The following is a 25,463-nucleotide window of genomic DNA, read 5'->3' as shown; positions in this document are numbered from 1 at the left end:
CGAGGGGGAGAGATGCGGATCCGGAGGATGTGCGGGACATACGGGCCACGTGGGCAAGGTGGGGTGCGGGGGGCATGGAGTGGGGGGCTTCTCCTGTCACAGCAGCCCCCGCACCCCCTGCCCTCACCACAACCCCGTCGTCCCCGGCACGGGCTGCTCGCCGTGGTCGTGGCGGGCGGGCTGCTGCTGGCCGGGTGCAGCGGGGGCGGTGCCGCGAGCGGGACCTCCGCGGACGGCAAGGCCAGGCGGAACGGCTCCGCGCCGCTCCCCGCCCCGGCCGCCCCCGGCGGTGACGCGGCGACCCCCGGCGGGCCCGACGGCGAGCGGGACGACGCCCGCAGGGACGCCGTGCCGCCACCCGACCACCTCTCCACCTTCGCCCTGGACGTCGACACCGCCTCGTACGGCTTCGCGCGCCGCACCCTCGCCGAGGGACGGCTGCCCGACCCGGCGACGGTGCGCCCCGAGGAGTTCGTCAACAGCTTCCGCCAGGACTACCCGCGGCCGGACGGCGACGGCTTCTCGGTCAGCGTGGACGGCGCCCGCACCGGCGACGACGGCTGGTCGCTGCTGCGCGTCGGCCTCGCCACCCGCGCCGAACCCGACCCGTCCGAACGGCCGCCCGCCGCCCTGACCTTCGTCATCGACGTCTCCGGCTCCATGGCCGAGCCGGGCCGCCTCGACCTCGCCAAGAAGTCGCTCGCCCTGATGACCGACCGGCTGCGCCCCGACGACTCGGTCGCGCTGGTCACCTTCAGCGACACCGCGAAGACGGTACTGCCGATGACCCGCATCGGCGACAGCGGCCCCGGCCGCTCCCGCGTGCACCGCGCGATCGACGGCCTGGAGCCGACCCTGTCGACCAACCTCGAAGCGGGCATCGCCACCGGCTACGACACGGCCGTCCGCGGCAAGGAGCGGGGCGCGACCAACCGGGTCGTGCTGCTCTCCGACGCCCTCGCCAACACCGGCGACACCAGCGCCGACGGCATCCTGGAGCGGATCTCCGACGCCCGCCGCGAGCACGGCATCACCCTCTTCGGCGTCGGCGTCGGCAGCGACTACGGCGACGCCCTGATGGAACGGCTCGCCGACAGGGGCGACGGCCACACCACCTACGTGTCGGACGCCGACGACGCCCGCGAGGTCTTCTGCGAACAGCTCCCCGCCCACGTCGAGCTGCGCGCCAGGGACGCGAAGGCGCAGGTCTCCTTCGACCCGCGGACCGTCGAGCGGTTCCGGCTCATCGGCTACGACAACCGCGCCGTCGCCGACGACGACTTCCGCGACGACTCCGTGGACGGCGGCGAGGTCGGCCCCGGCCACACGGTGACCGCGCTGTACGCGGTGCGCGCCAGGCCCGGCGCGTCCGGCCACCTCGCCACGGCGAGCGTGCGCTGGCTCGACCCCGCGAGCAGGGTCCCGCACGAGGAGTCGGGCAGCGTGACGGCCGCCGACCTCGACGCGTCGCTGCGCGAGGCCGACGGGGGGCTCCAGATCGCCGCGACCGCCGCCTACTTCGCGGACGCGCTGCGCACCGCCGCCCCGCCGGGCGCCGCCTCCGACGACCGGGGCAGCCCGCTGCCCGGCCGCACCCCGACCCTGGGCGAACTCTCCTCCCGGGCCCATGCGCTGCCCTCCCGCGACCGGCAGGTGCGCGAGCTGGCGGAGGCCATCGACCGGGCGGCCCGCCTCGCGGGGGACGGCCCGTACGCGCCGGGCACGGAGGCGCCCCGGAACGAGACGCCCTAGGGCGTCGGCCGCCCGCACAACTCCCTCTCCGCGCGCACCGGATCGGTGGGGAAGCGGAACGCCGTGCGCGCCGCGGCCCCGGTGAGGTTGTGCCAGAACCGTCCCGCGGTCAGCGGCGCGCGCGTCGCCGCCCGCAGCTCCGCGAGCGGCCCGCAGCGCAGGGCCCGCCGGGCGGCCTCGACCCGGGCGGGGTCGAGGCCCTGCGCCGCGGCGCCGCGGGCCGTGCCGCGCTCGGCGACGACCCACTCGCGGGGCAGGTGCTTGTCGTGGCCGACCCGGCCGCGGGTCGCCCCGGAGTGGGCGGCCAGCGGATAGGACAGGCCGATGGCGTCCAGCGCGGCACCGTCCAGCGGGACGACGGTGCCGTTGAGCCCGAGGGTGTTGTGGACGCCGGTGACCGACGGCGCCGTGGCGGCGACCGGCACCGGCCCGACCAGCAGCGTCGGCCGCCCGGACCGCACGGCGGCCTGCACCAGGTGCCGGTAGCGGGAGTTGCCGGGGGAGTGCGAGAAGTCGTGGTGCACGGGGTGCGGGTCGGCGTTCTGGCGTACGTACACCCCGCGTTCGTCCGCGACGCCGTCCGGCCCGACCTGGCCCCCGTAGGGCACCCGCAGGGCGCCCGCGCACACCACGGCCCAGCCGCAGACGACGACCGCGACGGCTCCCCACGCCCGGGTGAGGGGCACCAGGAAGACGGGCAGCAGCATCAGGAGCAGGCCGGGCAGGAACATCCGCGCGTGCATGAAGTCGCCGCCCACCCTGACGACGTACACCCAGCACAGCACGCCCGCGACGCAGGGCGCGGCCACGGGCGCCCGCAGCCGGGCGCGCCCGGCGACGACGGCCCCGGCGCCGACGGCCGCGAGCGGCAGCCACAGCCCGTACGGCCCGGCGAAGTCCCACAGATACGTCGCCCCCCGCCCCCACAGGCTCCGCGAGGCCTCCTTGGTGACGCCGGGCAGCGGCACCAGATGCCCGTAGTACCCCATGCGGAAGATCTCGTACGCGGCGGGCAGCGCGCCCGCGACCCCCGCGCCCGCGAGCGCCCCGCGCCACGAGGGGCGGACCGTCACCCACTGCGCGGCCAGGAAGACCACCGACACCAGGCCGAGATCGGGCCGCACGAGCGGGCCGAGCCCGATGAGCGCACAGGTCGCCGGGGCGTGCGGGCGGGCGACGAGCGCGAGCCAGGCCGCCGCGATCCAGCAGGTGGCGAGCCCGGTCTCCAGGCCCGAGGTGGCGAAGTCCCAGACGGGCGGCAGGGCGAGCAGCACGACGGCGCCGCACGGCACGAGGAAGCGGGCGCCGTCCCCCGGTCCGCCCGGTCCGTCCAGGCCGCCCGCGCCGCGCGCCCGCAGCGCACCGATCCCGGCGAGCACGAAGCCCGCGACCGTGAGCAGCAGCCCGCCGTACACCGCGACCGACGCCACGTCGGCCCCCGTCGCGCCGCCCAGGACGAGCAGCCACTGCCACAGGGTGCCGGTGGAGGACTCGGCGCGCTCGCCGGGGTTGAAGACCGGCCCGTTCCCGGCGAGGACCTGCCGGACCGTACGGACGTAGATGTGCCCGTCGTCCGACATCCAGCGCCGCTGGAACCCGGCGACGGCGATCAGCAGCGCGGGCGCCCAGACGGCGGGGCGCAGGCCCCACCGCCACGCCGTGGTCCGTGCGCCGGGCGGGTCCCCGACGCGGATGTCCCGCGCGGGACCGGCAGAAGAGTGCGTAGAGGTCATGAACGCTAGATCGGCGCAGGTCAAGGAGGCCTTGAGCCGGGGCGCCGGTCCGCGGCCGTCAGCGGATGTGCCGCCCGGTGATCGCCCGGGCGATCACCAGACGCTGGATCTCGCTGGTCCCCTCGAAGATCGTGTAGATCTTCGCGTCCCGGTACATGCGCTCCACCGGGTGCTCCCGGCTGTACCCCGCGCCGCCGAGGACCTGGACGGCCTTCTCGCTCGCGGCGACGGCCAGTTCCCCGGCGCGCAGCTTGGACATCGAGCCCTGCCCGGCGTCGAACACCTTGTCGTTGCGCGCCATCCACGAGGCCTGCCAGATCAGCAGCCGCACGGCCTCGATCTCGGTGCGCAGGTCGGCGAGGGCGAAGGCGATGGACTGGTTCTCGACGACGGGCCGCCCGAAGGCGACGCGGTCGCCCGCGTACTCCAGGGCGTACTCGTAGGCGGCCCGCGCGATGCCGAGCGCCTGGGCGCCCACCGTGGGCCGGCTGACCTCGAAGGTGGCCATCGCGGCCTGCGTACGCTGCCGTCCGGCCGCACCGGAAGCGGAAGCGGAGTCGCCGCCCCCGGCACCCCCACCGGCACCCCCACCGGCCTCCGCGGCGGACCGCTCGCGGGCCCGGGCGAGGCGGGCGTCGAGCCGCTCCTTGCCGCCGAGGAGGCACGATCCCGGCACCCGCACGTCGTCCAGGAAGACGTCCGCGGTGTGCGAGGCGCGCAGCCCCAGCTTCTTGATCTTCCGGCCCGCGTCGAGCCCGCGCGTGCCCGGCGGCACGACGAACGCCGCCTGCCCGCGCGCGCCGAGCGAGGGGTCGACGCAGGCGACGACGACGTGCACGTTCGCTATGCCGCCGTTGGTGATCCACGCCTTCTGGCCGGTGAGCGCCCACTCGTCGCGGGCCTCGTCGTACACGGCGCGCGTCCGCATCGCGGAGACGTCCGAGCCGGCCTGCGGCTCGGAGACGCAGAACGCGGCGACCTTCGGGTCGTCCTCGTCCCCGAAGCACTGCGGCACCCACTCCGCCAGCTGGTCGGGCGTACCCGCCGAGAAGATCCCGGCGACGGCGAGCGACGTGCCGAACAGGGCCATGCCGATGCCCGCGTCACCCCAGAACAGCTCTTCGTTGGCGATCTGCAGCGAGAGCCCGGAGGGGTCGCCGAACAGGTCGGCGAGCGACTCGAAGCCGTAGAGCCCGATCTTCGCGGCCTCCTGGATGACGGGCCACGGGGTCTCCTCGCGCTCGTCCCACTCGGCGGCGGCCGGCCGCACCACACCGGCCGCGAAGCCGTGCACCCAGTCGCGCAGGTCCCGCTGTTCCTCGGTCAGTTCGAGGGAGAATGCCACGGCGTGCCGCTCCTCAGGCCTTGGGGATGTCGAAGTACCGGGTGAGTCCGGCCGCGAGCGCCACATCGCCCGCGATCTTCACCTTGCGCATCATGAACATCGTGACGGGGCTGGCGTTTCCGGAGACGAGCTTGAGGAACTCGGGGTCGGCCATGATGAGCGTGACCCGCGGCTCTGCGTTCGAACGGCCCTCGCTGACCGTGCAGGTGCCGTCGGCGATGGCCGTCTCGTACACGACGTCCTCGTTGCCGTCGCTGCCGGTGACCTTCCAGCGGATCAGGGCCTCCAGGGAGCCCGCCGCGTCCGGCTTGAACTGTCGCTCCATGCGCCCGAAGACCTCCTGGAGGACGCGGGCGCGCAGCGCGCCGTCGCGGGCGATCGCCGCGATGTCCTTGCCGGAGAGCCCCTTCACGATCCGCGCGAACTCCTCGGGCGTCACGCTGGCGAAGTCGAGCTCGGCGATCCTGCTGATGTCGTCCGCCACGGCATTCTCCTTACCCTGAAGTAAACTTACTAAGCAGTAAGGTAAGCGGGGCGAGGGAGGCTGACAAGGGTGAGTGACATATCCGGCGAGGCGGCGGGCGCACGGGCGGCGAACCCGGCGCGCAGGCGGCGGGTCCCGCGCCCCGAGCGCGAGCGCCAGATCGTCGACGTGGCCGTCCAGGTCTTCGCCAAGCGCGGCTACCACGGCGCCTCGGTGGACGAGATCGCCGAGCTCGCCGGGATCTCCAAGCCGATGGTGTACCTCTACCTCGACTCCAAGGAGGGCCTCTTCCTCGCCTGTCTGCGCCGGGAGGCGGACCGGCTGGTCGGCGCGTTCCAGGGCGCGGCCACGGCGAGCGGCGCGGCGCCCGAACTCCGGCTGCACGCCGGGCTCCTGGCGTTCTTCTCCTTCGTCGCCGAGCACCGCGACAGCTGGGTGGTGCTGCACCGCCAGGCCTCCGAGCTGAGCGAGACGATCGCGACGGCCGTCGCGCAGGCGCGCAGGGCGGTGATGGCGCAGGTGGCGGGCCTGGTGTGGGCGGGCATCGAGGACAGCGGCCCGGACAGCCAACTGTCCGACGAGGACGCGGACTTCGTGGCCCACGCGCTGGTCGGCGCGGCGGACTCGCTGACGGACTGGATGACGCGCCACCCCGACCAGTCCCCGGAGGGGGTGACCCTGCGCCTGATGAACATGGTGTGGGCGGGGATGGGCCGGGTCCTGAAGGGCGAGGTGTGGGTTCCGGGGGCGGACGGGTGAGGCGGTGCCGTGGGCGGCGGGGCGGCGGGGCGGCGGGGCGGCGGTCCGGCGGTCCGGCGGTCCGTATGGCCCTCGGTGCGGCGGCGCGGTGGGCGGCGGGGCGATCCGCGCGGGGGACACGGCACGGGAATCATCCTGTCCGACCCATTGAATTTTCCTTACGGGCCAGTAAGTTGACTCCCGAGTAAGGTCTACGGACCCGTACCGCGGAGCAGCGCAGCACATCAGCCGGGAACCGGAAGCCGGGGAGCCGACATGGGCGTACGCAAGGATCTGAAAAGGGCACAGCGCCGCAGCGACCTGGCCGAGCGTGCCACGGTCGACCTCGTCAGGGACGAGCACGGCACCGTGCGCGAGGCCCGGACCGCCGCGCTCGTGGCGCCGGCCGCGACGGGCAGCACCGCCGACATCCCGTTCGTCAACGCGGTCGAGGCCCCCGACACCGTGGTGCTGCGCCGCAAGCAGGGCGGCCAGTGGCTCCCCGTCACCGCGGCCGCCTTCGCGCGCGAAGTGACCGAGGCGGCCAAGGGGTTGATCGCGGACGGCCTCGAACCGGGCGGCCGGGTCGCACTGATGTCCCGTACCCGCTACGAGTGGGCGGTCCTGGACTTCGCGATCTGGGCGGCGGGCGGCCAGACCGTGCCGATCTACGCGACGTCGTCCGCCGAGCAGATCGAGTGGATCGTCCGCGACTCCGGCGCCCGGCACCTCGTCGTGGAGAGCGCGGAGAACGCGGCGACGGCCGAGGAGGCGGTGTCCGGCCACCCGGACCGGCCGCGCATCCGGATCGTCGACGGCGGCGCGATGGCGGAACTGACCTCCCTGGGGCGCGACGTGCCGGACGAGGAGGTCACCAAGCGCCGCTCGGCGCTCACCCCGGAGTCCATCGCGACGCTCTGCTACACCTCCGGCACCACGGGCCGCCCCAAGGGCTGCGTCCTCACGCACGGCAACCTGCACGCGGAGGCGGCCAACACCGTCGACCTGCTCCACCCCATCTTCAAGGAGATCACCGGGCAGGTCGCCGCCACACTCCTGTTCCTGCCGCTCGCCCACATCCTGGGCCGCAGCATCCAGATCGCGTGCCTGCTCGCCCGGATCGAACTCGGCCACTGCCCCAGCATCAAGCCGGACGAACTGCGCCCGGAACTGCGGGCGTTCCGGCCGACCTTCGTCGTCGGCGTCCCGTACCTCTTCGAGAAGATCCACGAGACGGGCCGGGCGACGGCCGAGAAGATCGGCCGCGCCGCGTCCTTCGACCGCGCGGAGCGGATCGCGGTGCGCTTCGGCGAGGCGTACTTGAACAAGTTCCTCGACCGGGGCGGCCCGGGCCCCTCCCTCGGCCTGCGGGCCGGCTGGGCGCTGTACGACCTGCTGGTCTACCGGCGCATCCGCAAGGAGGTCGGCGGCCGCCTGCGCTACGCGATCAGCGGCGGCTCGCCCCTGGACCGCGACCTGAACCTCTTCTTCTACGCCGCGGGGATCGTCATCTACGAGGGGTACGGCCTGACCGAGACGACGGCCGCCGCCACCATCACCCCGCCGCTCAAGCCGCGCCCCGGCACGGTCGGCCTCCCCGTGCCGGGCACGGCCGTCCGCATCGCGGCCGACGGCGAGGTGCTGATCAAGGGCGGCATCGTCTTCGGCTCGTACTGGAACAACCCGGCGGCGACGGACACGGCGCTGACCGACGGGTGGTTCGCCACCGGGGACCTGGGCGCGCTGGACGAGAGCGGCTATCTGACCATCACCGGCCGCAAGAAGGACATCCTCGTCACCTCGGGCGGCAAGAACGTCTCCCCGGCCGTCCTGGAGGACCGCCTGCGCAGCCGGGCGCCGGTGGGCCAGTGCATCGTGGTGGGGGACAACCGCTCGTTCGTGGGCGCGCTGGTCACCCTGGACCCGGAGGCGGTGCGGCACTGGCTCACCGTCCGCAAGCGCCCCGCGGACACCGCGCTCACCGAGCTCGCGGCGGACCCGCAGATGATCGCGGAGGTCCAGAAGGCGGTGGACCACGCCAACGCGGCGGTGTCCAAGGCGGAGTCGATCCGCAAGTTCGCCATCGTCGGCGGCGAGTTCACGGAGGACAACGGCCTGCTGACACCGTCCCTGAAGATCAAACGCCACGCGGTGACGGCGGCGTACGCGGCGGAGATCGAGGAGTTGTACGGGGGCGCGGGCGGGGGCCGCTGAGGGCGGGGCAGCACGGCTGGCGAGGCCGGCGGCGCCGCCGGCTTCAGAAGGTCAACGTGCGACCGCTGCCCGGAAGTTCCCCCACGCGACACGGCGGCACGACGCCCGGCCGGACGGATCTCACGAGCCGACGACTGCCATGTCACGAACGTGCCCTGAGGTCGATCAAGAGGGAACGCGGGCAACCGTGCCGACTGTCCGACACGACAGAAACAGACAAGGACGAGCAGCCGCACCCCCCGGTCCGACGACGCAAAGGACCTTGCCCAGGGCAAGGAGACGGGCACCCCACCAAGCCCGACAAGAAGTGCACGGACCAGCTGAACCACGCGGACGACACCCGCTTGAACGCGGAGATCAACTCGATCGGCGAGGAAACGGACACCTGCCCGCCGGTCAAGCAGCAGTGACCGGCACCCCTGACGACGCCTGACACCGGGCCCCGCCATGAACGCGCCCCCCGACAGCGCCGGACGGCCCCACGACCACCGAGGCGATGCGACGCGCACGCGCCACCACCGCCTGGCGGCTCTCTACGTTCCCCGAACCAGCAAGAAGAGGGCCGTCCGGGGCGGAGGACCGGACGACGTTGGCTGAAGCGCCCCCGGCAGGACTCAATCCTGCGGCTAAGCGCTTAGAAGGCGCTTGGCTCATCGACTGGCGGCCCGGCGCTGACCTGCGCATAGTTCTCTCTCCTGACCCGTTGTGACGCTGCCTTCGACACGTATTCGACAGGCCATCCCCGAGTCGCAGGTGGACACTGTGTCGGCGAATCAAGATCACAAAAAGCGTCATATTTGCAGCTGACTTACATCCTCCTGTGCCGCAGTGTTGCGGTAGCGAAGCTGGTTGTCGGCGCGACGCTTTGAGGCACGTGCCGATCGGCAGGGCGCAAGGCACTGAAGCGACCACTTGGGTACGGACTCCGGCTCTTGTGCGCGAAATTCTGACGGAACCTCAGGGGTGCGGGAGATGCGATGGTCAGCCACTGGAGCCGCAACGGCCCGGAGCGGTCAACGATTGATCGGGAGCTCGTAGACGATCTCGCAGTGAGCGGCGGGCACGACGATGTCCGCCGTCTCGACGGGCCGTCCCTCGTCGCTGTAGTACGTCCGCCGAATGTGCGTGACGAGGGCGGACTTCTGAATCCCGAGCAGAGAGGCCTCCTCGGCGGTCGCCTGTCTCGGCTCGGGCTGCTCGACGGCATGGCTGACGGTGACGCCGATGGAGTCCATCCGATTCACGACTCCCGCGCCGGCGTGTGGTCCACCTTCGGGCAGCACCACGAGCGTCCCGGCGGTGAGGTCGTATGGCTCCCAGCTTGTGGACAACTGGACGGGGCGACCGTCGGCGAGGAACTCGTACACGGTACGGACGGTCAGATCACCTTCATCCATACCGAGCCGCCCCGCGATCTCGGCAGGCGCCGGGACCTTGGCCTCGGTACGACTCTCCCAGTCGCCATGCTTGCCCGCGGCCCTCATGTCGGCGCGAAACGGTGACCCGCTGGGCTGCTCACGAGCCGAGGAACGGACGACCTGTACACGCTGACGAGGTGCGGCGACATAGGTTCCGGACCCAGCGCGCCCTTCAAGCACGCCTTGTGAAATCAGCAGCTCCTGAGCCCGGCGGATCACGTTCTCACCGACGGCACACTCTTCGGCGATCTGGGCGCGCGAGGGAAGGCGATCCCCTGGCGCCCACTCCTGGTCCGCGATCCGACGTCGAAGCACGTCAGCGATGCGAAGGTACGGCGGCTGCTCAGGCATATGGAAAATCTAGTCCACTAGCTTGACGGAGAGTGATTACCAAATGACGGGGGCGGAGCTGTGTCTACTGCATCGAGTGCAGACGCCGAAGGCATCACTGCTCGCCTGACCGCGCTCGGTCTCACTCCGCGCGTGACAGCGCACGCCCATCACCTGGTGATCGAGGCGGAGGTACCGGATTCGCTCCCGTCCGAGAAGCGGCGGGAGGCCCTGAAAGCAGTGGCTGAGGTCGACCGATTCGGTCTCCTGGCTAACAGCCTCAACGGCCGCACGTTATGGGCCGCCGTACATACAGAGACCCCCGCGACGGGCGACGTCCGGGGACCTGGGAATCAGCGGTAGGAGCTGATCAGCGTGTTCAACGGTAGTTGCAGTACTGCCCGCTACATCGGCATACGGCACACCCCGCCCGCGGGCTTCGTACTGACAGGGGCCTTCTGATGTCGCTGGGCAAGCCCCCTGGCGTCTCCCACGAGACCCCCGTCCCCTACAAGTCGAGCGCGTGCACGGTCGGCAAGCACAGCGCATGCGCACAGTCCGCACCGGCCGTCTCCACGCCGGACGTACCTCTGATCTACGAGACATGCGGCTGCGGCTGCCATGCGGTGAGCGTCGGTGGCAGCACGTTGGAGGTACTCCGGTGAGGACATGGGCGCCGCGTGGAGCGCCAGCTGTTCCGGTCGAGATCACCACGACCAACATCCGACGCGAGGACGTCATCAACGTCGGTGGCAGTCCGCACCGAGTAGTTGACCTCATCCAACTTCCCGGAGGAGCCAAGCAGGTCCGGTTCGAGTCGGGCGAACTCCTGACCATGGGCTCACGAACTCGCCTAATCGCTCTCCGAGTGCTGAGAAGGCGGTGACCGAGATCGTGCCCTCCCGTCGCCAGACCATCGCCGACGACATCCGAACCCGGATCGCGGGCGGCGAACTCAAAGCGGGCGAACGCCTCCCATCCGAAACGATCCTCGCTTCCCGGTACGGAGTGAGCACATCAACGCTGCGAGGCGCCTTAGCCCTCCTCCAGAGCGAAGGCCTGGTCGAGAAGACCCACGGCTAGGGCAACTTCGTCGGTCACGCGTCGCCTCGTCACACATACGTCGGTGGCGGCCCAACGCACCCTGGGGCCAGTGGGTTTGCACCATCGCTGCGGATCAATGTGCGAACTACTCGACTCCAGGCGCAAGGACACTTGGTCCCTCTGCTGCGGGTGCCGGCCAACACGGAACTAACTCAGTTCCTGTGCCTCCACAACGACGGGACCTCTCCACACAGCCTGGCCCGCATCTACGTGCCATCCGATCTGCCACCGAAGGGCCTGCCCTGTAAGCCGCATTCGTGCCGGGCCTTCGGAACGAGGTCGGCGGAGTACTGCCCACCACCGACAGAGATCCGAGAACGCCTCACAGCCCGCCTACCGACGCATGAAGAAGCCGAGACTCTTCGGATCGGTTCCACCCTCGCGGTGCTCGACATCACCCGCGTGACGATCGACAGCAATGGACGCGTGATCGAGGCGGCGCTCCTCGTCCTTCCCAGCCACCGCGCAGACGCCTACTTCATCACCCGCGTCGCGCACGCAGAGAACAGGAGGGAAGGATGACGACACCGAACGAGCTGCGCCTCCTCCCTTGGTCGGGACCCGAGGGCCAGCCCTGCTACTTGAGCACCGACAACGCGAACAGCTACCTGTCCCGCCTGGCCGACAACACCGAAGCCATCCACTTGGGAATGGCTTCCGAAGTCCTGGACCAGGCTGTCGAGCTGCTCGCCGGGGAGAAGGTGACGCCGAACGACTTGTGCCTTGTGGCGAGGGACCTTGTTGGGGCCCTGAGGTCAACCCTCAGGGTCGCCGCTAGCCGCGGCCAGCGGTTGCCGCAGCCTGACTCAGCTAAACAGGAACGAGGTGACGAGGGCCCTAGGTTGTCGGCGTCAGCGTTTGCTTAGCCGCCCAGAGCGCGGACAACGGAGATCTACGGGAGGTATGTATCCGGGGGTCTCCGTTGCTGCTGCCCGGGTTCCGATCTGTGGAGACGACGCGAGACCACTCCCCAGCGGCACCTGCTTGGGCACTCCAAGGTGTGGACGGCTACGCGCTACACCCCCGCCGTTTGCTCGCAAGCACCTCAAAGATGGCGCTTGGCAGCCATGACCAGTCGTCGGATCGAGTCGCGGGTGTCTCTCCTGCGCTCGTCCAGTTCGGCTCGACTGTCGACTTGTACAGCCGCGTCACGAGCGAGAGTACTTCCTCAGCAGAACTACTCAATGTGTTGAGCATCTATGCTTTGAAGAGCGCCTCCTGAGCGCTGGAGCGGAGGTCGTAGGCGCGGATCCGCACGTCATCTGCGGCCTCGGGGGGCGGTTGTTCGTGCAGACAGAACCACAGGTGCACCAAGCAGCGACGGTAGTTGATCAGGACGCCGGCGTAGGTGGAGTAGGCGTCCAGCCGCTCCTTCCGAAGGCGCTCGTCTCGCGCGAATTTATGGCCCCGTGTCGTGGTGCGCTGCTGGAGGCCAAGGTGATCCCCGAGCCGAGCAAGGTGCCCAGGACAGCTATGGCACTAGCGATGATGGCGTCCACTCTGCTAGCTGATCACAGACGGCCCGGAACGGCGTTTAGTTGAAGCAAGTTGGGGGCTCAACACGCATTCAAGTCTGTTGGTGCTGTCCGCCGTAGTGAACGAAGCCGGCTATCCTCCTCGCCGCAGTCCGGCGCCATCTGGTGCGGACGTGGTCCGCAGTTTGTAGGGCCTGCGGCTCAACTACATCGACCAGGGCATCGGGGACTTGCGGCCACCGCCGATGTGGAGATCGAGAACACGATCCTCAGCATCATCCGTGCCACATGCCGGAGTGCGTGTTGCTTGGCGAGGAGGGCGGGCACCAAGTTGCCTCCGACGCTGCGCGCTAGTGGTTGGACGATCCACTGTGCGGCTCGCCGTTGGCAACATGCTGGCGCGGTCTCTGACTTCCTCGCACCAAGCGCTGGCCCGGTTGCTGAAAGTCCAAGGCGGCGCGGAGGACGACCGCACACATCCGGTCATTGGTTACCTCGGCGACGCAGCCCTGACCGTGGCGCCACGCAGGCATGGCCCGGAAGGCGATCAGGAGACCTCCAGGTCCTGGCGAGGTCGTTGAACCTTGCGGCATGATGATATTCGGACTAGTCCCATGGGTTGGAAAGAAGTGCATGTCTGAGACCGCGGTCGTTCCCGCGAGCGTTACCGTTCGCCACCCTTCCTTCTTATTGATGAGGAACACGCCTGCCCGGCTCGCGAGCGTGGAGTTATTCGCTGGCGCTGGCGGGCTTGCGCTGGGCTGTCAGGAGGCTGGCTTCGACCCGTTGGCGACCCTGGAGTTGGACAAGTGGGCCTGTGACACGGTGCGGCAGAACCAAGCCAGGGGAAACGAGCTCGTCGCGAACTGGCACGTCGAGGAGGGCGACGTGCGGGACTTCAACTGGTCACGCGTAACCGACGAGGTGGATCTCGTCGCCGGTGGCCCGCCGTGCCAGCCATTCTCAATTGGCGGCCGCGGCAAGGCGGACGACGACGAGCGTGACATGTTCCCGGCCACGGCCGAGGTGATCGCCCACCTGAGGCCCCGCGCGTTCATCATCGAGAACGTGAGGGGGCTGGCGCGCCCGAGGTTCGCCGACTATTTTCAGTACATCCAGGCCAGACTCTCTCTGCCCCTCCTCGCTGCGAAGCCCGACGAACTGTGGGCGGATCACCTGCGGCGGCTCCGGGCAGCAGACAAGGACATCAGCAGCCAAGAGGTGTCCTATCGGGTCATCCCCGCCTTCGCCAACGCGGCGGACTTCGGAGTGCCGCAGCAGCGACAGCGCGTCTTCCTAGTCGGATTCCGAAACGATCTGGACGTGAACTGGGAATTCCCGCAAGTCACGCACTCTAGACGCGCGCTCCTGCACGCCCAGTGGACCACCGGTGAGTACTGGCAGGAACACGAAGTACCCAAGGCAAAGCGTCCGGAACGACCCAACGTTCCGATACCTGCGGAACTGCGGCCGGACGAGGTGCACGCGCGCTGGCGCACCATACGGGACGCGCTGGCTGGTCTCCCAGAGCCAACGCTGACAGGCAGTACGGGCGTCCTCAACCACGTTCTTCAACCCGGTGCTCGTTCCTATCCTGGTCACACTGGTAGCCCGATTGACTGGCCAGCGAAGACGTTGAAGGCCGGGCGTCACGGCGTTCCCGGTGGCGAGAACATGCTGCGTGAGACGGACGGCTCCATCCGCTACTTCACGGTCAGGGAAAGCGCCCGCTTGCAGACCTTCCCGGACGACTACGAGCTGCATGGCCCTTGGGGCAAGGCGATGCGCCAGCTCGGCAACGCTGTTCCCGTCGAGTTGGCACGGGTCGTGGCCGACAGCGTTCACGCCGCCCTCCGCGTGGGGAGAGCCGAAGCATGACGGAGACGGAGACGCGACCCGACACCCTCAACCTCACACCGTCCCCTCGGATCTTGGAGATGATCGCGGAGGTTGATCTCCAACTACACCAGTGCTTATGTGAGTTGATTGACAACTGCCTCGATGAGCTGGTCGAGGCCACCCGTGTCGATGAAACGTTGGAACCTCGAATAGACATCGCCTTGCCCACGGCGAGCAAGGCCAACAGGGCCGCCAAGGTCGTCGTGAGCGACAACGGTCGGGGCATGTCCCAGGCGGAGTTGCGGTACGCCCTGAGCGCCGGCACGTCGGGTAAGCAACGGTTCGGGAGCCTCGGCCTGTTCGGCATGGGGTTCAACATCGCCACGGCCCGCCTTGGCACGTTGACTGAGGTCCGTACCGGGCGGCGTGGCGACGACCAATGGATCATCGCCACCATCGACCTCAGAGAGATGCAGCGCCGCTCGTCGTACGAGGTACCCCTTCGCTATGAACGGAAGGATCCCGGCGAGCACGGCACTCTCGTCTCGGTGACAAACCTCCGTGATGACGTGGTCGACAAGCTGAAGTCGGCGAGTTCGACCCGGGAGGTCAGTAAGAACCTGGGGCGTATCTACACTTATATGCTGCGTGATCCCGATGGTCCCCATTCGGGTGCACAGTTGATGGGCGGCTTGAACCAGCGCCTGTACGTCAACGCTCGCCAGGTGCCCCCTCTCGTGCCATGCATCTGGGACCCTGCCCGATCGGTCACGTACAAGGCTGGGGAGGTGCCTGCCGCGGAACGCATCTACGTGCCACTCACCAACGCGTTCGCCTGTATGAACTGCGGTCGCTGGTACACCTCAAGGTACGACCGGTGCGTCGATTGCGAGAGCACTGAAATCCAGGAGCGGCAGCGGCGGATCGTGGGGTGGCTAGGCGTCCAGAGGTTCGCCGATAAGTCCGACTTCGGACTGACGTTCTTTCGGAGTGGGCGCGCGATCACGACCAGGGATAGGTCGCTGTTCGACTGGGAGGGGCCAGACGGGGACAACGAGCTGGAGTATCCGATCGAGCTCGGTATGGGCCGCATCGTCGGTGAGATCCATCTCGACCACGCTCCGGTCAACGTCCGCAAGACAAACTTCGACACATCGTCGCCGGAGTGGCGGTACATGGTCGAGAAGGTGCGAGGCGACCTACCTCTGCGTCCACAGCTCGCGAAGCGCCTGTTCAGACGCGAGAACGACTCTCCGATGAGCCGGTTCTTCAACGCTTTCCGAGAGAACAAACCTGGTCTCCGGTACCTCATGCCCGGCAACGGCAGCACCGCCATCCACAGTGACGCGAAGGGATGGGCACAGAAGTTCCGCAGCGGGGATCCGGAGTACCAGACCGACGAGAAATGGTACGAGGCCGCAACCGATCATGATCGGGTCAAATATGGACCACCGCCGGAGTCGGCACCGCCCTCTGACGAGGATGACTGGCTCGAGCGGGAGGGGCTCGGACATCTGGGGGCGGGACCGACCGACGGTCATACACCTCCCAAAGATCAGAAGCAGCCGGAGCCAGATGCAGAGACCCGACCGGAGACCGAAGACCAACGCTTCGCGAGGTACAGGGAGCACGCGACGTTGCTCCCGGACACTGACCGCGGAGTTCGCCTCGGTACCGCTCAGGCGATCCTTCGCGTCTATGTCACCTCTGGAGTCGAACTGCTCAAGGGCGGCCAACGGCAGCCGTCCGTGGTTCGGATCGTTGCTGGCGAGGTCGAGATCTACGTGGACGCCGATACCGCGCTGATCGCGCGGTACGGGTGGCCCCCGCTGAACGTCGCGCTCGTATGTGCGGCACCACAGTTGAAGAACGTGTACTCAGTATCGGATTCCATCGACGGGTTGGTGACCGCGATCCTCGAGCAGTTCCCGGATCGGCGGGTGGACTCCAGCGCCGTGCGCAGTCGCGCGGAGATGCTGCTGGAGGGCTTGCGCGATCGTCTCGCCGACCTCACCGCGAAAAGAGCGTCCACGTTCTGGTCCGTGCTGTCTGGCGAGTCGAAGCGGGCAGCCGAGTCGTACGCCATCGCGGTGGCGCCGGATGTCGATTGGAAGGCTGCAGTCGAAAACGGCGAGTTCGCACGCTACCTGGGAGTCGAAGGCGTCCTCGACCTTGTTGCGAGCGGTCCCGAACTGGTACTGGACGGCGGCTTGTTCCGCACTACCTACGCGGCGCTCGGCGAGGAGACGCAGGCGGATCAAGTGGCCCGCGTCAGCGCCTTCCTCACCGACCTCAAGCGGATGGTTGTGGGCCCACCCCTGCAGAACACCTTGGAACTGTCCCGCCTGCTCCTTACCGCAGACCTATTGGACGCGGAGATTGTCCAGGCATGACTAGATCATTCATAGAGCCAACCTTCCTTGTTGAGGAAGGCCCGAAGGGTCTCACGCGCCAGATAGAGCGTTTGCTCAGCCTGATCTCGTTCACGGATGTAGTCAACATCGATGGTCCCGGCGATAAGGGTGCTGATCTCCTTGGCCGACTCAACGGTGAGGATTGGATCTTCCAGTCGAAATGGAAGAAGTCGGGCAACGTGGATCGCGAGGCCGTGGACGAAGCGCATGCGGCGATGCGGCATTACGCCATACACCGAGCGGTCGTGGTCACCAACCGACTCTTCACTCAGAAGGCCAAGGAGCGAGCAGACGCTCTGAGGGACGTCGGAGTCAACGTAACCCTCTGGGACGGCCGACGTCTGGCGACGATCTACGATCGCGCTCCGGAGCGAATCACACCGTTCGATCTCCACCCCTATCAGGACCGTGCCGTGGAAGCGGCCTGGTCTGCCCTAGAGGACACAGGTGAGGCGCTGATCTACCTCGCCACTGGCCTTGGTAAGACGGTCGTCGCCGGCAGGGTGCTGCGGCGATTCCTGCTCTCCAATCCGGGGTCCAAGGTTCTAGTCACCGCGCACATGATCGACCTCGTAGAGCAACTGGAACGGGCCATGTGGCGGGACGTCCCCAAGCACGTACCGACCCGCCTGCTGCATGGCGACTCGAAACCCGACTCCTTGCCAGGCGTCACCTTCGGCGTATCGAACACGGCACGTGACTACATTCAATCGGGCTACGATCCCAAGCTGGTGATCGTGGACGAGGCACACCACGTGGGAGAGACCGGAAACTACGCCACCATGATGGGTCTGCTCCCCAAGGCCAAACGGATAGGTGTGACGGCCACGCCCTGGCGAGGTGACAAGTACGACATTGAGCGAACCTTTGGTGAACCAGTCGAACGGGTGTCCATATCGGAGGGCATGAGATTGGGCTACCTCGCCGACGTGAAGTACCGCGTGTTCGCCGACAATATCGACTGGGACTTCGTCCGCCACGCCTCCGAGCACGGCTACTCCATTAAGGACCTGAACAAGCGTCTCTTCATCCCGGAGCGGGACGAGTCCGTCCGGGGACACCTCGAGAAGGTCTGGGACCAGACCACGAACCCGCGGGCCATCATCTTCTGCCAGACGATCGAGCACGCCGAACGGATGCGCGACCTGCTCGCCCGACGGCCCGGCTGGGAACGGTCCGAGACGCTGCACGCCAAGCTGAGGACACGGGAGCGGCGGGCACGACTGCTCAAGTTCCGTTCAGGAGAAGTGCCCATCCTCGTCGCCGTAGACATTCTTAACGAGGGCGTCGACGTGCCCGACGTCAACATTCTCTGCTTCACCAGGGTGACCCACAGTCGACGGATCTTCGTGCAGCAGCTAGGCCGCGGACTCCGCCTTCGCAAGGGAAAGACCCACGTGGAGGTACTGGACTTCGTGAGCGACATCCGAAGGTTGGCCGAGGTGTACGACATACGAGAGCAGGTATCCGAGGGCGAGATCGAGCAGGTATCGGTCGGACGGAACCAGTTTGATTTTGAGGACCTGAGGGTGAAGGGGCTCTTGGACCAATGGATGGCCGACGTGGGTGACCTCGGGGGGGCCGACGACAGCGTCCGTTTGGAGTTCCCGCCCATTGAGGGGGGCTGATGGCGGCCCTTCCGGAACCGATCCGCTTGGAGATCTTTGCGGAGCTAGCCCGTCACTTCGATGTCACGAGGTGGGAAGAGGTCTCCTCGCCTGCAGCGACTGAGATGTACGACCGGTTCGTCAAAGATCCCAAGATCGGGGGACGACTCGCTAGGTTCATGCCGACGGAGAAGATACGTCCGTGGATCAAGGACGGACCGGCGAAGCAGTATCGCAGGGCGCTTGAGGGTGTCGGACCGATGGCTCAGATGACGACGCGCGAGTATCCCGGCCCGCAGTCGGTCGTTCGGCTCGCCATGGGCCCGGGATGGACCCTTCGCGCGCAGACACTGGATGTGAAGCCCATGCGTTGCCTCGCCGATGGACCCGAGGGGGAGTCGGCCTTCATCACCTGGGGCTCAATGAGTGGCCTGCAGGGCATGGTTTGGCACGCCTGCCTACGCCGGGCGGAGTTCGAGTCGCAATTGATCACCATCGCCGTCACCAAGCCCAGTTCCGCGCCATTGCCCGACGACGACTGGCAGCTCGCGCGCTCGCTAGCCGCCATCTTGAGAGCACGATGCGAGCAGGTCACCTACGCGGTCTCTCGGAAGGCGACCGGCGACTGACGGACCGTCTGATCACTTCGTCCGCTATCTTGTCGGCCACCTCGACTGGGTCAGCGTGCTCCCAGAAGCGCAGAACGGCCCAGCCCGCCGATGCGAACGCCCTGGTGGAGTCCTGATCACGCCGTTGATTCTTCGCGACTTTGGCCGCCCAGAACTCCTTTCGATCCCCCTTCGCCGGCCGATAGTGTTCCGGACAGCCGTGCCAGAAGCACCCGTCGATCAGGACGGCGACCCGCTGCCTGGTGAAGGCGATGTCGACCGTCCGCCGCAACGTGGACACAGGCTTGAAGTTCACCCGGTACCGGAGACCGCGCCGGTGCAACTCACGACGAACCTTCATCTCGGGTGCAGTGTCTCGCCCTCGGATTCGGGACATACGTGCGCTGACGATTGGGTCGACACCAGCAGACATCAGGCTCTCCAGTCGAACTCCAGCGGCGGCCTTGGCAGTCCACACGCCCATCAAGACGCCCACGAGTTCCGCTTGGGCGAAGTCCACGACGAGGTCGGCAGCAGGAAGTCAGCAGTCGCCAGTTGTATGGGTGAAGCGAGGAACTGGACGGCGGCGTACCGAAGTCCAGCCCGCGGGCAACTGATTCGGTCCGGGCCCCGAGGGCGGTAGGGCAAAGAAGTGTCGCTGGGAGTGCGAGGCGTTCGCTCGAATCATTGAGCCTAGCGGCTCTTAGCGGCCCTCGGAAGTGATGGGTGAACGTTGTGGTGGTCTGCGCCCTGCGCCGCGAACCACGCCCTCGCCGATGGCTTGATCGCTGTCTCCTGCGGGACCTATGCCAGCTCCGGTACCGCCACGACGCCCCCGACGGATGCCTCACCACCACCCCGGCCTCCGGCGGTAGACACCAGGGCGCAGCACATATCAGGCTTGTGGCTTCGATCCCAAGCAGGGACCCGTTCCGATAGTTTCTCGACGCGAATACGGTGAAGGCATAGCCTGTAAGGCTGACGTACGTTGGCCATGCGGACCGAGGGGGCCAATGAGGGTTTGCTTCTTCGTTGAAGAGGGCTGGCGGGATGGCGAAGAATGGGGATGGTTTACCCTGCGGGAGCACTTTATGCGCATCTACATGGATACCGTCCCGCGTCACCGGCGATATGCGCGCTTCGATATCGGATCGCTTTTTCTGTGGAAGGTTTACGCAGGATCCGGTGGAGTCGAGCGAGGGGTGGAAAGGCTCCTTGGTGAGCACTGGGCGGTCTGGAGCACGTTTTATGGGCCGGAGCTGGTTGAAAGGGCGGCGGCGCAAAGCAACCTGCCGGCATCGCAGTGGATTCCCTTAACCCCGCAGATGCGCGGGCCCTCCACAGCAGATTGCAGGGTCAGCCCTGGTATGTGGGGGCGATGCAGATCCTCCCGGAGATCCCCCTGCACGTAGCACTGTTTCTGGGGTCGTTGCCGGCTTCCTTCCGGGTCTTCGAGGACTCCCTCTACCTCTTTCATCGAGGCTATGAGTTGGCAGTTGAGGACAACCGGGACCACGTCAACTTCGAGAGCTGGGAGGCGTCGCGGATCTTCGAGGCTGTCCACTGGGAGGACATCGGGGTGCGGGGAACCATCTGGGACCCGTACCACGACCCAGATTATTTTCGGCGCCTAGGCGAACTTGATGGACTGCTGCAAGGGCAGCTTTCCTCTGCGCTCGACGAACTTCTGATCAGGTGTACCGATGTTGACCCTCGACTGACGGATAAACTCCACGGTGCCATTAAGTCGTTTGAGAATCATGAATCGCCTGAGGGGTTAGCACACGTCTCGCTATCGTGCCGGAGGTTCACGGAGCAGTTGGCTGACTGTCTCTATCCTCCGCGGGCAGAAAAGGTCAATGGGAGGAATGTCGGAAAAGAAGCCTATCGAAATCGCCTATGGGCCTATGTTGCGGAGAACGCGAGTGGCCGCACTACGCAAAGACTCCTATTGGCCAATACTGAAGATCTAGGTAAGCGAATCGACACGCTTGACGCTCTTTCCAATAAAGGACTCCACGACCAGGTTTCCACCTCGGTCGTCAACCGATTGCTCCTGTCGCTGGTGGTTGCGGCGCACGACCTCCTTACATTGCGCCCCCCGGGCGGAGCGTTCCGGTACGACGCTTACGCGCAGCACATCAATAAGGTGACGCGGGAGGATCTACGACGGCGGCGTTGAGGGGGAGGGAGGAGTCCGCGAACTCCGTTCTATCCATCTATGGACGGCTGTTCAAAGAAGGCCGGAACAGAATGGTGCTGTTCAGCCACAACTGATCATCTACGTCCGTGGCCTGCGGCCGCCTACTCGATCACCGCTCTGAACTGCGACGCACCTATCGCCAGTTGTCAGCTCTGGTCACCAACGAGCGCCCTTCTACGGCCCAGGACGGCCCGGGAGGGCGCTCGTGCGTACTGTGCACTGCCCTGTTGGCCGCCGAGGCTGATTAGTACCAGCGGCGATAGCGGTTACTTGGGATGCGAATTCTGTCTCCCTTACTCGTATTGCACTTTTCGCAGAGAAGTTGGAGGTTGGTTACGTCGTTCAATCCGCCGCGGGCCAGCGGGATCATGTGATCGTAGTTTGCGACATCAAATGTATCAATGAGGCCAGACAAGTTAACTCTGCATCCTGTGCAGCGTCCACGATCGCGATAGAAGACTGCCCTCCTTGCCCATACTGGCGGGCGTACTCGTTTTAGTTCTCCCTCCCGCTTGAACAGTTTGGTTAATTCCTGATCCTCTTTGCCGAAATATGCGGGGTCGAAGCCGTCGAGATACATAGAGAGGAATTTGTTTAGACTCGCCAAGGCTCGTCGATTCGTAAACATGACGAAAAATACTTCATCGGCGATTCGATCCATGAGGTCTACGTACGGCTGCAGCTGTGGTAGGTGCATGAGGTAGTCAGAGCAGGCGTTCTGAACGAAGTAGGGATCGCTGTCTGTATTTCCCTCGGTGCGATCGAACGGGTCGCCGTTTGATGGGGCATCCGGGATGAAAAACAGGGGCTCGTTAATAATCCCATAGTTCATCATCGCCAGATCGGCGGGGAGAATCCATTGCGGGTGGACAGGATCTGGCCCGTGTGGGACGCGGCTGGGCCCGTGGGAGTCTGCCATGAAGATGTCGTCAGCAATATATCTAATGAACTTATGGAGGGCTGAATCTCTCTGCCAATGAGGAAGGAAATCCATGATTCCGTTATCTACGGTTAGGCCTTCTAGTTCACGTAGGTAGGCAAAAGGATCGCGCATGATGGTGTCGACTGTGTTGGCAATCCGATAGGTGCGAAAGTATTCGTGGGTTAGCCATTCGCTGTTTTTTGCTCGCATTCTTGCTCCTGATGTCTGCGGGATTATCGCTTGCCTGTATTTGGTGGTTCGTCGAATCGAGGTCGGTGGAGCGGCTTTGGGCTGGAGCTGCTTTGGGGCGAGTGATCATGGCCCGTTAAGCTGATGGCGAGTCGGGCAGTCTGTGGAGCTGCCCGTTAAAGCACGACGTTGGGCCATGATCTTAGAGGCTCGCCCCAAAGTGGCTGCCTAAAGCCGTGATCAGTGGTGCGAAGTCCTGATCCACACCGCGACTCCGGAAGTCGGCAAGCAGTGGACGGACACCGGAGAGATCCACGAAGAGCGCGATCTCAAAGGCCGCGCTGAAGGGGAGACGCGAACCGTCCCGGGACACCCCGCCCTGACCCGCATCCTCCGGCAGCACATCGAGGACGAGGAACTGAAGCCCAGCGATCTCCTCTTTCAGGGCGAGAAGAGCGGAATCCTCGCTGGCTCCGTCATCCGCCGCGCCTGGCGCAGTGCTCGCAAGGCCGTGCTGCCGGCGCACGTTTTCGAGTCGCCCATGGGCAAGCGCGTGTACGACCTTCGACACACCCGCCTGACCAAGTGGCTCAACGACGGGATCCCGCCCGCTCAGGTGGCCGACTGGGCGGGGAACAGCGTCCCCGTGCTGCTCGCGATTTACGCCCGATGCGTCGACGGCCAGTTGCCGGACCTGAAGCGGCGACTCGAAGCGGCTGGGGATCTCGAAGACCTGCCTGCCTCCGACTGACGGACTGAACGGCAGGACTGACCCGCCGCCGAAAACTTCGACACGTATTCGACAGAGCGACCCGCAGGAACCCGGTTTCAGCCGGACAGCCCCGGACCCACCCCATGATCGGCGGGGGAGTGGCCGGGGCTTCTGTGTGCGCACGTACAGGGCCTCTGACCAGCAGAAAGGCCCCACCGAAGTGGGGCCTGCGCTAGGCGCCCCCGGCAGGACTCGAACCTGCGGCCAAGCGCTTAGAAGGCGCCTGCTCTATCCACTGAGCTACGGGGGCCGGGTGTGGCCGGGTGGCATGGAGCCCGGACATGGGGGTGATCCGTGACCTTGCCGGGGACAAGGATAGGGCTCCCCGGTCCCTGTCCCTGGTGCTTCGCCTCCGCGCCGTGATGTGGAGGTTCGGTGAAGCGATCCTGATAATCGCAGGCAGGTGCGAATCGCGCATCGCTTTTGGCGCCTCGCGCCCCGGGTGTTGTGCACTCGTTATGCCTGCGTCCCAGTCGCCCCTTCCATCACCCGTGTCCGATCGGCGCGCAGAGACGCCCATATGCTTCAGAAAGCCGTCAAAATTGGGCATTCTTCGCATGTGGTGACCTTGGACGTACGGCCTCAGCTGCTTGACGCACTCTCCGCCCTGCGCGAGCGTGTCGCCGCCGCACGCTTTCCGCTCCCCCTGCCAGGGGCGCCACGCGCGCGTGCCAACCGGGACGAGCTGCTGGCGCAGCTCGATGACTATCTCGTGCCCCGGCTCAAGGCGCCCGAAGCGCCCCTTCTCGCCGTCATCGGCGGTTCCACCGGCGCCGGCAAGTCCACCCTGGTGAACTCCCTGGTGGGGCGACAGGTCAGCGAGGCGGGCGTGCTGCGGCCCACCACGCGTACGCCGGTGCTCGTCTGCCACCCGGACGATCACCACTGGTTCTCGGGGATGCGCATCCTGCCCGACCTCACGCGCGTGTGGGTGCCCCGCCAGGAGTCCTGCGAGAGCGGCGACGAGGACAGCGACGACGTGACCCCGATCGTCGGCGAGGACGAGCGCGCCCTGCGCATCGAGACCGCCCCGAGCCTCCCGCGCGGTCTCGCCCTCCTCGACGCCCCCGACATCGACTCGCTCGTCGCCGACAACCGCGTGCTGGCCGCCGAGCTGATCTCCGCGGCCGACGTGTGGGTCATGGTCACCACCGCCTCCCGGTACGCCGACGCCGTCCCCTGGCACCTCCTGCGCACCGCCAAGGAGCACGACGCCACCCTCGTCACCGTCCTGGACCGCGTGCCCCACCAAGTGGTGACCGAGGTGTCACGCCAGTACGGGGCACTGCTCACCAAGGCGGGACTCGGCGACGTACCCCGCTTCACCGTGCCCGAGCTGCCCGAGTCCGCGGGCGGCGGCGGACTGCTCCCCGCCACCGCCGTCGCCCCCCTGCGCGCCTGGCTCACCCACCGCGTGCAGGAGCCCGCGGCCCGCACCCAGGCCGTCGCCCGCACCGCGCAGGGCGTCATGGGCTCCCTCAACTCCCGGATGCCGGAACTGGCGGGCGCCGTCGCCGCCCAGTACGCGGCCGCGCTGCGGCTCACCGCCGCCGTCGACGAGGCGTACGAGAACGAGCACGCGCGCGTGCGGGGACGGCTGCAGGCGGGCGGTGTGCTCGCCGGGGGCGCCCTGAAGCGCTGGCGCAGCTACCCGCTCGACTGCGGCGCCGGCGAACTGCTCGACGCCATCGCCGAGAGCCTGGAGGCGCTGCTGCTGTGCGCCGTCACCGCCGCCGACGAACGCATCGACGACGCCTGGCGGCGCGAACCCGCCGCCGGCGCCCCCGAGCTCGTCGGCCGCGACCCCGAGGCGGAGAGCGCCGAGCACCGCATCGGCATGGCCGTGCGCCGGTGGCGGCGCGTCCTGGAGGAGTACGCGGAGGAAGAAGTACGCGGCTTCGAACGGGTCGACAAATCCGCGCTGCCCGACCCCGAAGTCGTCGCCGCGCTGCTCGCCACCGCCCTGCTCGGCGGGCGCCGGGCCCGTTCCGCCGGGGAGGCCCTCGCCGAACGCATCGGTGCCCAGGGCGCGGTCCGGCTGCGCGACCGCGGCGGGCGCCTGCTGACCGACTACCTGGAGAAGGTCCTCACCGCCGAACGGGAGCGCAGGCTCGCCCCGCTGGACGCCCTGGAGGTCCATCCGGAGCCCCAGGCCGAGCTGATCGCCGCCCTGTCCGTACTGCAGAAGGAGAGGTGACCGCGGTGACCGCCGTCACGGATCACGCCGATCACGCCGACCCCACAGAACCCTCCGACCACACGGACGGGACCGACAGAGCTGACAGGGCCGGCAGAGCAGACGGGGTAGGCAGAGCT

General features: G+C 67.3%; 20 protein-coding genes and 2 tRNA genes. 13 read left to right on the top strand and 9 right to left on the bottom strand.

Features of this window, described 5'->3' with window-relative positions:
* Positions 1-153 precede the first annotated feature (153 nt).
* Complete coding sequence (locus ACFYXE_RS15170; protein ID WP_389312591.1) at positions 154-1,752, top strand: von Willebrand factor type A domain-containing protein; 1,599 nt, start codon at positions 154-156, stop codon at positions 1,750-1,752.
* On the opposite strand, the gene ACFYXE_RS15165 is transcribed toward ACFYXE_RS15170, so the two are convergent.
* The 3 genes from ACFYXE_RS15165 to ACFYXE_RS15155 are packed head-to-tail and all read right to left on the bottom strand — an operon-like array spanning position 1,749 to position 5,314.
* Entirely contained in the window at positions 1,749-3,485 is a 1,737-nt protein-coding gene (locus ACFYXE_RS15165; protein WP_389312513.1) for a hypothetical protein, read from the bottom strand. The two genes, ACFYXE_RS15170 and ACFYXE_RS15165, sit on opposite strands and share 4 nt — an antisense overlap.
* 58 nt (positions 3,486-3,543) lie before the next feature.
* Positions 3,544-4,830, bottom strand: a complete 1,287-nt coding sequence (locus ACFYXE_RS15160) for an acyl-CoA dehydrogenase family protein (protein ID WP_389312511.1) — start codon at positions 4,828-4,830, stop codon at positions 3,544-3,546.
* A gap of 13 nt (positions 4,831-4,843) precedes the next feature.
* The gene (locus tag ACFYXE_RS15155) at positions 4,844-5,314 is read right to left on the bottom strand and encodes an SCP2 sterol-binding domain-containing protein (RefSeq protein ID WP_361179067.1); all 471 of its coding nucleotides are present in this window, start codon (positions 5,312-5,314) and stop codon (positions 4,844-4,846) included.
* Between the two features lie 78 nt (positions 5,315-5,392).
* Here ACFYXE_RS15155 and ACFYXE_RS15150 point away from each other — a divergent pair, with 78 nt between their 5' ends.
* Together ACFYXE_RS15150 and ACFYXE_RS15145 are read left to right on the top strand one after the other, a co-directional pair.
* Positions 5,393-6,073 (top strand): TetR/AcrR family transcriptional regulator, encoded by a 681-nt coding sequence (locus ACFYXE_RS15150; RefSeq protein WP_389312589.1) that lies wholly within the window; start codon positions 5,393-5,395, stop codon positions 6,071-6,073.
* Between the two features lie 255 nt (positions 6,074-6,328).
* Positions 6,329-8,266 (top strand): AMP-dependent synthetase/ligase, encoded by a 1,938-nt coding sequence (locus ACFYXE_RS15145; RefSeq protein ID WP_389312509.1) that lies wholly within the window; start codon positions 6,329-6,331, stop codon positions 8,264-8,266.
* Positions 8,267-8,865: 599 nt separating this feature from the next.
* Here ACFYXE_RS15145 and ACFYXE_RS15140 read toward each other — a convergent pair.
* Positions 8,866-8,936 (bottom strand) — tRNA-Arg (locus ACFYXE_RS15140).
* A 343-nt stretch (positions 8,937-9,279) separates the two neighbouring features.
* The gene (locus tag ACFYXE_RS15135; protein ID WP_389312507.1) at positions 9,280-10,035 is read right to left on the bottom strand and encodes a GntR family transcriptional regulator; all 756 of its coding nucleotides are present in this window, start codon (positions 10,033-10,035) and stop codon (positions 9,280-9,282) included.
* A gap of 60 nt (positions 10,036-10,095) precedes the next feature.
* On the opposite strand from ACFYXE_RS15135, the gene ACFYXE_RS15130 reads away from it, so the two are divergent.
* From ACFYXE_RS15130 to ACFYXE_RS15100, 7 genes are all read left to right on the top strand, one after another.
* Positions 10,096-10,377 (top strand): hypothetical protein, encoded by a 282-nt coding sequence (locus tag ACFYXE_RS15130; protein WP_389312505.1) that lies wholly within the window; start codon positions 10,096-10,098, stop codon positions 10,375-10,377.
* Between the two features lie 519 nt (positions 10,378-10,896).
* Positions 10,897-11,097, top strand: coding sequence for a winged helix-turn-helix domain-containing protein (locus ACFYXE_RS15125; RefSeq protein ID WP_389312503.1), 201 nt, complete (start codon positions 10,897-10,899; stop codon positions 11,095-11,097).
* A 99-nt stretch (positions 11,098-11,196) separates the two neighbouring features.
* The gene (locus ACFYXE_RS15120) at positions 11,197-11,640 is read left to right on the top strand and encodes a UTRA domain-containing protein (protein WP_389312501.1); all 444 of its coding nucleotides are present in this window, start codon (positions 11,197-11,199) and stop codon (positions 11,638-11,640) included.
* A 1,586-nt stretch (positions 11,641-13,226) separates the two neighbouring features.
* The gene (locus ACFYXE_RS15115) at positions 13,227-14,471 is read left to right on the top strand and encodes a DNA cytosine methyltransferase (protein WP_389312499.1); all 1,245 of its coding nucleotides are present in this window, start codon (positions 13,227-13,229) and stop codon (positions 14,469-14,471) included.
* Positions 14,468-16,825 (top strand): ATP-binding protein, encoded by a 2,358-nt coding sequence (locus ACFYXE_RS15110; protein WP_389312497.1) that lies wholly within the window; start codon positions 14,468-14,470, stop codon positions 16,823-16,825. The genes ACFYXE_RS15115 and ACFYXE_RS15110 overlap by 4 nt, the downstream gene beginning before the upstream one ends.
* Positions 16,822-18,474 carry a helicase-related protein gene (locus tag ACFYXE_RS15105; RefSeq protein ID WP_389312495.1) on the top strand — a complete coding sequence of 551 codons (1,653 nt, stop codon included), beginning with the start codon at positions 16,822-16,824 and terminating at the stop codon, positions 18,472-18,474. The genes ACFYXE_RS15110 and ACFYXE_RS15105 overlap by 4 nt, the downstream gene beginning before the upstream one ends.
* Positions 18,474-19,082, top strand: coding sequence for a hypothetical protein (locus ACFYXE_RS15100; RefSeq protein ID WP_389312493.1), 609 nt, complete (start codon positions 18,474-18,476; stop codon positions 19,080-19,082). Before ACFYXE_RS15105 ends, ACFYXE_RS15100 begins: the two co-directional genes overlap by 1 nt.
* Here the strand turns inward: ACFYXE_RS15100 and ACFYXE_RS15095 are convergent.
* Positions 19,045-19,458, bottom strand: coding sequence for a very short patch repair endonuclease (locus ACFYXE_RS15095; protein WP_389312587.1), 414 nt, complete (start codon positions 19,456-19,458; stop codon positions 19,045-19,047). The genes ACFYXE_RS15100 and ACFYXE_RS15095 overlap by 38 nt on opposite strands.
* A gap of 981 nt (positions 19,459-20,439) precedes the next feature.
* Between ACFYXE_RS15095 and ACFYXE_RS15090 the strand changes: the two genes are divergently transcribed.
* On the top strand, positions 20,440-21,243 hold the full coding sequence (locus tag ACFYXE_RS15090) for a hypothetical protein (protein ID WP_389312491.1): 804 nt from the start codon (positions 20,440-20,442) through the stop codon (positions 21,241-21,243).
* A 265-nt stretch (positions 21,244-21,508) separates the two neighbouring features.
* On the opposite strand, the gene ACFYXE_RS15085 is transcribed toward ACFYXE_RS15090, so the two are convergent.
* Both ACFYXE_RS15085 and ACFYXE_RS15080 read right to left on the bottom strand, forming a co-directional pair.
* Positions 21,509-22,396: an HNH endonuclease gene (locus ACFYXE_RS15085; protein ID WP_389312489.1), complete on the bottom strand. Its 888-nt coding sequence runs from the start codon at positions 22,394-22,396 to the stop codon at positions 21,509-21,511.
* 181 nt (positions 22,397-22,577) lie between these two features.
* The gene (locus ACFYXE_RS15080; RefSeq protein ID WP_389312487.1) at positions 22,578-22,901 is read right to left on the bottom strand and encodes a hypothetical protein; all 324 of its coding nucleotides are present in this window, start codon (positions 22,899-22,901) and stop codon (positions 22,578-22,580) included.
* Between the two features lie 15 nt (positions 22,902-22,916).
* Here ACFYXE_RS15080 and ACFYXE_RS15075 point away from each other — a divergent pair, with 15 nt between their 5' ends.
* Complete coding sequence (locus ACFYXE_RS15075) at positions 22,917-23,126, top strand: hypothetical protein (RefSeq protein WP_389312485.1); 210 nt, start codon at positions 22,917-22,919, stop codon at positions 23,124-23,126.
* A gap of 198 nt (positions 23,127-23,324) precedes the next feature.
* On the opposite strand, the gene ACFYXE_RS15070 is transcribed toward ACFYXE_RS15075, so the two are convergent.
* Positions 23,325-23,397: transfer RNA gene (locus tag ACFYXE_RS15070), tRNA-Arg, on the bottom strand.
* 309 nt (positions 23,398-23,706) lie between these two features.
* On the opposite strand from ACFYXE_RS15070, the gene ACFYXE_RS15065 reads away from it, so the two are divergent.
* On the top strand, positions 23,707-25,344 hold the full coding sequence (locus tag ACFYXE_RS15065; protein ID WP_389312483.1) for a dynamin family protein: 1,638 nt from the start codon (positions 23,707-23,709) through the stop codon (positions 25,342-25,344).
* Positions 25,345-25,463 lie beyond the last annotated feature (119 nt).

Origin of the sequence: Streptomyces sp. NPDC002564 (genome assembly GCF_042889645.1) — a bacterium.
GTDB lineage: Bacteria > Actinomycetota > Actinomycetes > Streptomycetales > Streptomycetaceae > Streptomyces.
This window is presented reverse-complemented; position numbering and strand designations above follow the sequence as displayed.